We start from the raw sequence: 7,963 nt of genomic DNA on the forward strand, positions 1-7,963 counted from the left end.
CTTCACGATCAGGATCGACGTTCGCAACGAACGCTGAACGCTGAACGCTAGTCCCGGCCTCCTGCGGCGCCGTCGAGAGCCGTGATGACTGCTCCGCTGTGCAGTCGGGCCGTCAGGGTGGCCGCCGCCGCGGCCACCGTGGTGGGTGCCGGTTCGGGCGCGGGGGCGGTCAGTGAGCGGCCCGAGGCGCGGGCTCGAACGGGACCGGCGGCGGTGATCTCGGCGACCTCGCGGCTCCCCACGGCGAGCAGGTACGGCCGCCCGGACGGCGCGCGCCATACCGCACCTGCCAGGACGTGCTGGCCGAAGCGGCCGCAGGCGGCGGTGGCGCGGGCTCGTGCCACGGACACCGAGGGCCCGACGGGCGGGCGCAGGCTTACCTCGACGTCGCCCTGCCCGGTCCAGTGGGTGGCTCGGCTGCACGACCAGACGGCTCGTCCGGCGTCCTCGGGAAGGTCGGACGCGGCGAAGTCCCACAGGTTCACCGACCGCACGGAGCGGGCGTCCACGCCACGCAGTGTGCAGGCCTCCTGCGCCCAACGCTCCAAGGCTGCGGGCCCCGTGGCCTCCCGGGGCTGCCGTGCGGGCACCGCGCCGGATCCCTCGGCGAGCGGCGTGTACGTCAGGTGCACCGGAAGGAGGCCGCCGAGATCGGCGAGGAGGAAGGAGTGCTTCCCCACGATCCGTGCCGAGGAAGCGACCTCCAGCACGGGCCGACTGCCACATGGACCGTCCGCGGAGGTCACGTGCGCGAGGACCGTGCCATCGCGGTCGATCGGCAGCGTGCGGGCGGGCCCGGTGGGCCCGTTCAGGTCCCGCTCGGCGGCGGTCGCGATCCAGGGGGCGAGCAACTCCCGCGCCGTGTCGCCGGTACGGGTCAGGGTGAGCGCGGCGGCGGTGGTGACGCTGGCGTCGTCCACCCGGGAGATGTCGAGCGTGCGGCGGCGGCCGTCGTGTTCTGCGTACCGGACGATGCGGTCCGCGTCGAGGAGGACGACGACGACGGAGGAGCCGTTCCGGGAGTTGGACGGGTCGCCGGCATCTCCGGCGTACAGCAGGTGGGGTGGGCGCACGGGGGGTTCGGCGGGGGTGGTGGGGGAAACGGTCACCACGGTGCCCCCGGGGGGCGCGGCCCAGGTGCCGAGGGCCCGGGTCAGGAGGGCGGTGTCGCCCGTACGGGAGCCCCGGGCCGGCCACGCCGTGAAGTCCACCCGGCCGGTGTCGGACCATGCCTGGGCGGGAGTGCGGACCAGCTTGGCGGGGTCCAGGGCGATCCGGGCGGCGGGGGAGCCCGCGTAGGGCCCGGAGGCAGTCGGGTCGCGAACCTCGCGACTGCCCTGGCCGAGGACGGCGGCGAGGACCAGGACGCCGGTCGCCGCCCAGGCGACGCGGACCCGGCCGCGGCGTCGGAGCAGGTCAGAGGGTCGGGTGTGGACCGCGGCGGCATCGAGGGCGGTGGGGTGGGGGAGGGCGGGGCCCGCTTCCCCGGCCGGGACGGCGAGGGCCTCGCGGACCGCGGCGGCGGCGTCACGGATGCCGGCGTGCTCCAGTACGCGTACCGCGCCGGGCTCGTCCAGCCCGTCGAGCCGACACAGTACGTACGCGGCTCGGGCCGGCGGGGTCAGCGGAATCAGGGCGCGGGCGATCTCGTCGAGGCCTTCCGCCGCGGGCCACATCCGCAGTCCCCACACCCACGGCGGCAACGGCAGCGGCGGGCGGACCGTCCCGCCGACGCGCCGGACGACTTCGGCCCGTACGACCGTGAGGGAGTCGGGCCGGTCCTCGCTGCTGCCGCCGCTGCCGCTGCCGGTATTGCTGCTGCGACCGGCGGAGCGCAGGGTTTGCTGTACGGCCCGATGGGCGCGCAGCACACGCGAGTGGCGGTCGAGGGACGTGGGCAGCGAGAGGTAGGCCAGACGCACGAGTTGGGGGTAGCGCTCAACGATGACTGCCTCGGCTTGCCGCACGGAGGCCCTGGATCCTTTTCGTAGTCCCACGATACGGACAACGAGTGAATCATGGGATGGTCACATCCTCGTCGCTGCAGCCCGCCGGGGTCTGCTGGTGATGGGTGGCCGGTGGCCGGTGAGGGCGGTGGAGTTCGCGGGGTGGGGTGCAGGGTGAGTACGGTCTGCTCATGTATTTCAATGGACCGGGGCCGCACCGGGGGCATGTTCTGCTGATAGCAGGGGATGTGGCGGCGCGACGCCGGACGGTGCAGCTGGTTCCCAGCGCGAACCTCGCTGCGTTGGCGATGGTGCCGGCATCGGTATTGCTGGGCAGCGATGTTCCTACCGACACGGTGTGCCTGGACGGGACGCGTGATCCGAATACGGTGTTGACGCGGTTGCGTGCGGCGGCCGCCGCTCCGGGGCCGTTGCTGGTCTATCTGTCGGGTCGGCTGACCGCGGACCGGCGGGGGCGGCATCTGTATTTCGCCCTGGCGGGGACGACGGCGTCGGCGGTGCGCTATACGGCTGTGCCGTGGGAGTGGCTGGGAGCTGAGCTGCGGGGGCGTCCGGCGGGCTTGACGACGGTGCTCCTGGACCTTGCGGCGGACCGGGATGCGTGGCCGCTGTTGCGGGAGTACGGAAGCCTGCCTGCTTCGCCGAGTGTGCAGGTGTACGGGGTGGTGTGCCCGCCGGGGTTCGGTGCGGGTGATGGTGCGGTGAGTGGTTATACCCGGCAGTGGATCGATCAGCTGCGGCGTGCTCCGATGAGGCCGTCGGATGTTCAGCTGCACGCTCTCGCGGCGGGGACGGCGGGCCTGCCGCCGGGTGCGCTGGTCCTGCCGACCGCCCGCGAGCTGAGCATGCGCCAGGGCCCGCCGCCGCAGCCACCCTTGTCGCAGGAGCCGTGGGGTGAAGGGGAGCGTCGAGAGGAGGTCGGCCGGCAGCAGGACCGGCCGGTCGTGCCGGCCTCCGAGCCGGTCTCGCGTTCGCTTGCGGATGCCGGTCCGGCTCCGGCCGTCGTGCCCGGTGGGATGCCGGGCGTGGCGTCGTGCGTGATGTCGGGCGTGGAGTCGGGCGTGGCGTCGGGTGGGGATGTCCCTGCTGTGCCTGCCGGGGTGTCGGGTGGGGATCCGCGGCCCTACATTCATGCGTTGGCGTCGGAGGGCCGGCACGGTGAGGCTGCTGCTCTGGCGCAGGCGTGGGAGGAGTACGTGCGGGGCGTGTACGGGGTGTCGTCGTCGCAGGCGGTGCAGTGGGTGGAGATCCGTGCGGATCTGGCGCGGATGGCGGGTGATTTCCTGCTGGCGGCACGGTTGTGGATGGGGGCGTGCCGGGTCCGGTTGGCGTGGCAGGGCGGGAGCGGGCCCGAGGTGCACGCGGCGGCGGCCGGTGCTCTGTACTGCTGGACGCGGCTGGGGGAGCGGGGCGCGGTGGTTGAAGTAGGTACGGAGCTGGTTGCTGTGCTGGGGGTGCTGCCGGGGTTGGACCCGCGGTATCTGGCACTGGCACGGGCAAGGCTCTCGGCGTGGGAGAGTCCCGTCCTGCCAGGCCCTGTCCGCACCTGAACACCCGGCGGCTGGACTGCCTGCGGCAGGCCGGGCCGGGCCGGTGGAGTGTGCTGGTCGGTCCGGGGTGGGGGGCTACCAGGGGCCGCCCGGAGCCGCCCGGGGCCGGTCGCAGGCTGCTTGTTCCGCGCCGGCCGGTTGGCGGTCGGCTGCTATCGGGACTGAGGGCTGGTGTTCGTCGCCGCCGAGAGCGGTGGCCGATCCGCAGAGGTAGCAGGCGGAGGCCACCTTGAGCGGAGGACGGTGTCGTACCGGGCGGTGGGCTTTCGCCCGGTGACGATGATGGCGGATCCTGCGGTCCGCGCGGTGGTGTTGGCGGCGCCCTCCGTGGCGATGTTCCATCCGCGGTCGGTCCGGGACTTGAGATGGCCTGGTGATGCCGGTGTCGCCCTGGCTGTCGGTCCGTTCGCGCGCGGACCAGGGGTGGAGGCGGGGATCAAGGTCGTCGTAGCCGCCATGAACCCACCTCCTCACACCCCAGGTCTCTCACGCCGCGGCGGCACGCCCGGGTTCCGGTGTCATCGACACCGGAACCCGGGCCCCGCCCCTCACACCGCTGTGGGGTTGGGGGTTACGGCTGGGGTTGGTTGGTGTCGGTGCTCTGAGTCTGGGGGGCGGTGGGGGTGTAGTAGACGGATCGGCCTTGTTTGGTTCGTTCGATGAGGCCGCGGGCGACGCCTTGTTCGAGGGTGTTGCGGATGACTGCTGCCTGGACTTTGCGTTCGGGGTGGGCGGTGCTGATGCTGTCGGTCACTTCGGCCGCGGACCGCGGTTCCGTCCTACCGGCCAGGGCTGCCGAGACGAGTGTGAGCCAGGACGCCGTGGCGTTGGAGGTGGTGGTGCTCGACTCGGCCTTCGCTCCACCGGCATCGAGGCGGCTTCCCGACTCCACCTTCGTGCCACTGGCGCTGCGGGTGACAGACGTGCGGGTGCGCGGCGGCTTCACGGCCCGGGCGTCGACCGGCTCGGCCTTGGCGGCCTCGGCGCCGATGCTGCTGTGGGGTTCCGCCTTCACGGTGTCAGTGCTGCTGGTCGGTTCGGCCTTTGTACTGTCGGCGCCGGCCGACTGTGTCTTCGTGCCACCGGTGCTGGGCTTCGTGGCCGGGGCACCTGTCGGCTTCGCCTTTGTGCTGCCGGTGTTGCTGGCGGGCTCGGCCTTCGTGCCACCGGTGCTGCTGCCGGTGGCTGTCCGTCGGGTGGCTGTCCTACGGGTGCTGCTGGTGGTGCGAGTGCGTGGGGGCTTCGTGGTCAGCGCACCGTTCGACTCGGCCTTCGTACTGCGGGGCTTCGTCTTCGTGTCGCTGGTGGTGCTGTCCGGCTCGGCCTTCACATCGCCAGTGCTGCGGGTGGTCGTGGTGCGGGTGCGCGGGGGCTTCGCGGCCGGGTCACCTGCCGGCTCCGCCTTCGCACCACCAGTACTGCTGGTCGGCTTGGCCTTCGGCTTTGTGCTGTGGGTGTTGCTGGCCGGTTGGGTTGTGGTGGTGGTTGTGCGGCGTGCGGTGGGGATGGTCGGGGCTTGTTCCGTGTGCCGTGTGCTCGGGGGTGTGATGGCGTCCGGTTGCGTGGGGGTGTTGAGGGCGTGTTGCATTCGAAGGAGGACTTGCTCGTTTTCTTCGAGTTCTCCGATTTCTTGTTGGAGTTGTTGTAGTTGGTTGTGTCGTTGTTGTTGGGCGGTGCGGTTGCTCGCGAGGTCGGTGGCGATCTGTTGGGCGTAGTCGGTTTTGACGCGGCTGGTGTTGGTGGTTGTCGTCATGGGTTCCTCGTCGTCTGTGGTGTGGGGGTGGTGGGACGCGATGGTACGCACTATGTGTTCCTGTGTACCCGTGACATCGGATCGGATACCGGATCCGGTCGTGTGGACGTCCATGCGACAAGTACCGCCCGAGCGGGGGTCACCCACCGGCCCGTGACGGTGGGCCGCGTCCGCGTCCCCCGCAAGGTGGTTGGTACTACCCGCCCCTCGGTTCGGTCCCGTACCGAGCCAGCCGCCCCGTACGCGCGGTCCGGCTGCATCCCGCGCATGGTGCCGTTGATGGGCGGTGATGCTGGTCGATGTGACAGCTACGAACGGCGAGTCGGGTGTTCCGCTTCTGTTCTCCCGGATCAGGGTCCTTATCGCGGCTTTGGTGTTCTGCGGTGATGAGGCCGCTCTGGTGCGCCGTGATCGTCCGGTTCCGTCCATTACACGCTGGTGGGTGGGAATGTGGAGCGCGGTGACGATCTGTTCGGGGCATTGCGCCGGGAGTTGGCCGAGGAACTCGATCTTGATGTGGGCCGGGCTGATGGCGGGGAGCTGCTGTGGTTGTGGGTCTCATGTCTCCCGTCCGGGTCCCACGCCGCCGCCGCGCAAGCTCCACCTGGTCCATCGCTTTCATATCCCTCGTGAGCAGCGGGCGGCTTTGGCGCGGTTCGAGTGGGACGAGCAGCCTGACGGCAGTTTCGAGCGGGGTGTCATGGAGTGGGTCGATTGCCGGCGGGCCTGGGATCTGCCGTCGTCCCCGCCGATCGGGTCGGCCCTTGCCGCCCTGGACCATCCGCGTGCGGAGGTGGCCACCGCTGTCCTGGACCTCGTCACGGATGGCAACTACACCTGGGTGCGTCCCCCCTGGCACCCCCTGTCTCCTTTCGCGGTGTTGGGGTGATGGGGGGTGGATAGGGTGGGTGGATGGTCATTGTGCGCCGTGCCGGTCCGTGCGACGGAGATGTTCTGGGAGAGATCCATGCCGCGGCCTGGGAGGCGGCGTACGCGCCTTTCTTCGAGGCGGGGTTCGCGGCGGGGGCGGTGGCCGACAGGCGGACGCGATGGCACGAGCGGGTCGGGTCGGGGGCCGTTGCCACGACCTTGCTGGCCGAGCAGGAGGGCCGCGGGGTGGCGCTGTCGGCCTACGGCCCGTCGGCGACCCGGCCCGGACTGGCCGAGATCCTCTCCTTCTACAGCCATCCCGACGTGTGGGGCGGCGGGGTTGCGGCCGCGTTGATGGGCGGGACGCTGCGGCATGTGCGCGAGGCCGGGTTCACCCGCGTGCACCTGTGGACTCTGCGCGAGACTCCGCGCTCGCGCCGTTTCTACGTCAAGTGCGGCTTCAACGAGTGCCGTACCGGGCGCACCATCGACTTCGGTGACGGCCGCCCCCTGGATCAGGTCGAGTACGAGCGGCCTTGCTGACGACACCCCCTGGGTAGACCGTGGCGCCCTCGGGTGCCCGCGGTGTCGGTGGTGGCGGTCGAGTGGGGGTGGGCATTGGAGGGTTGTGGGTGGCATGGCTAATGCTGGTGGCATGACGAGTGAGACGACGGTTCCCGATCCGGCACAGGTGTTTCCCGCCGCCCCCGCACCGGCCCACCAGGTACCGCCCCACCCCGTTCCGGCCCATCCGATGTTGGCGCACCTGCTGTCGTCCGGCCCGGCGACGCAGAAGCCGGTGGCCTATCACCGGTTGGCCTGGGCTGTCGGGCGGTGTGGTTGGTGGCGGCCGGTGGCCGGGACGGTGTTGGTTCTTGTCGGTGTGCTCGCCTTGATGCTGGTGCTCGCCGTCGGTGCCCAGATTCTGGGGGAAGTCGCGCACCGGCCGCTGGACTCCGATGGGGTGCCTGTATGGGGCGATGTGGGTGACATGGCTTTGGCGTTGTTGTCCATAGCCGTGGCGACTCCGGTGGTCCTGCTGGTGGCCCGGTGTGTGCAGCGCCGTCCGGCGGGGACCGTCTCCTCGGTCTCCGGCCGGCTGCGCGTGGGCCGACTGGCCGTCTGTCTCGCGTTGGCGCTGCCTCTGGTGGTCGTCGGGATGGGCGTTCAGGTCCTGCTGCCCGCCCCGTCAGGTTCGGGCGGGGAGGAGGCCGTGTGGGCGGGCGCGTCGACGTTCCTGGCCGGACTGGCGGCGGTGTGGGTGCTGGTGCCGTTCCAGGCGGCGGCCGAGGAGTACGTCTTCCGGGGCTGGCTGCTGCAGGCGGTCGGGGCGTGGTGGCGCTCCCCGTGGGTGGCGATCGCGCCGCAGGCCCTGCTGTTCGCCGCGGCCCACGGCTGGGGCACCCCGTGGGGTTTCGCCGACCTGGTGGTCTTCGGTACGGTGACGGGCTGGCTGACCGTCCGCACGGGCGGGCTGGAGGCCGCCATCGCCCTGCACATACTCAACAACCTGGTGGCGATGAGTATCGCGGCCGCGATCGCCGGCGCCCTCGGGTCCCCGGACACCGCCGCCGACATGGGCTGGCGGGCCCTGGCCGTCGATGCCCCCATGGTGCTCCTCTACGCGGCAGCCGTGCTGTGCGTGACCCGCCGCCGTGAACGCGCGTCCGGCACGGACGAGCGAACGGCCCCGCTGCACCCGGTGACCTCCGCCTGACCCCCGCACCCCACCGGGTTACGTCTCCAGCACCAGCCACTCCGTCCTGCTTCCGGGCATCCGTCCGGCGCCGGCCTTCGCCCGTTCCCGAGTCGGCTTCCGGCCT

The 7,963-nt window shown here is 71.4% G+C and carries 6 protein-coding genes; 4 read left to right on the forward strand and 2 right to left on the reverse strand.

Annotation, left to right across the window (positions count from 1 at the left end; all coding sequences use genetic code 11):
* Window positions 1-47: 47 nt before the first annotated feature.
* A complete protein-coding gene (locus ACIQZO_RS31370; protein ID WP_403632579.1) occupies window positions 48-1,967 on the reverse strand; it encodes a hypothetical protein in 1,920 nt (639 codons plus the stop codon).
* Between the two features lie 170 nt (window positions 1,968-2,137).
* Here ACIQZO_RS31370 and ACIQZO_RS31375 point away from each other — a divergent pair, with 170 nt between their 5' ends.
* The gene (locus ACIQZO_RS31375; protein WP_403632582.1) at window positions 2,138-3,517 is read left to right on the forward strand and encodes a hypothetical protein; all 1,380 of its coding nucleotides are present in this window, start codon (window positions 2,138-2,140) and stop codon (window positions 3,515-3,517) included.
* Between the two features lie 571 nt (window positions 3,518-4,088).
* Here ACIQZO_RS31375 and ACIQZO_RS31380 read toward each other — a convergent pair.
* The gene (locus tag ACIQZO_RS31380; protein WP_403632585.1) at window positions 4,089-5,270 is read right to left on the reverse strand and encodes a hypothetical protein; all 1,182 of its coding nucleotides are present in this window, start codon (window positions 5,268-5,270) and stop codon (window positions 4,089-4,091) included.
* A gap of 450 nt (window positions 5,271-5,720) precedes the next feature.
* On the opposite strand from ACIQZO_RS31380, the gene ACIQZO_RS31385 reads away from it, so the two are divergent.
* From ACIQZO_RS31385 to ACIQZO_RS31395, 3 genes are all read left to right on the forward strand, one after another.
* The gene (locus ACIQZO_RS31385; protein WP_403632588.1) at window positions 5,721-5,903 is read left to right on the forward strand and encodes a hypothetical protein; all 183 of its coding nucleotides are present in this window, start codon (window positions 5,721-5,723) and stop codon (window positions 5,901-5,903) included.
* A 279-nt stretch (window positions 5,904-6,182) separates the two neighbouring features.
* A complete protein-coding gene (locus tag ACIQZO_RS31390; protein WP_403632591.1) occupies window positions 6,183-6,683 on the forward strand; it encodes a GNAT family N-acetyltransferase in 501 nt (166 codons plus the stop codon).
* Window positions 6,684-6,795: 112 nt separating this feature from the next.
* Window positions 6,796-7,857: a lysostaphin resistance A-like protein gene (locus ACIQZO_RS31395; RefSeq protein WP_403632594.1), complete on the forward strand. Its 1,062-nt coding sequence runs from the start codon at window positions 6,796-6,798 to the stop codon at window positions 7,855-7,857.
* Window positions 7,858-7,963 lie beyond the last annotated feature (106 nt).

Origin of the sequence: Streptomyces sp. NPDC097617, assembly GCF_044761485.1 — a bacterium.
Classification (GTDB): Bacteria; Actinomycetota; Actinomycetes; order Streptomycetales; family Streptomycetaceae; genus Streptomyces.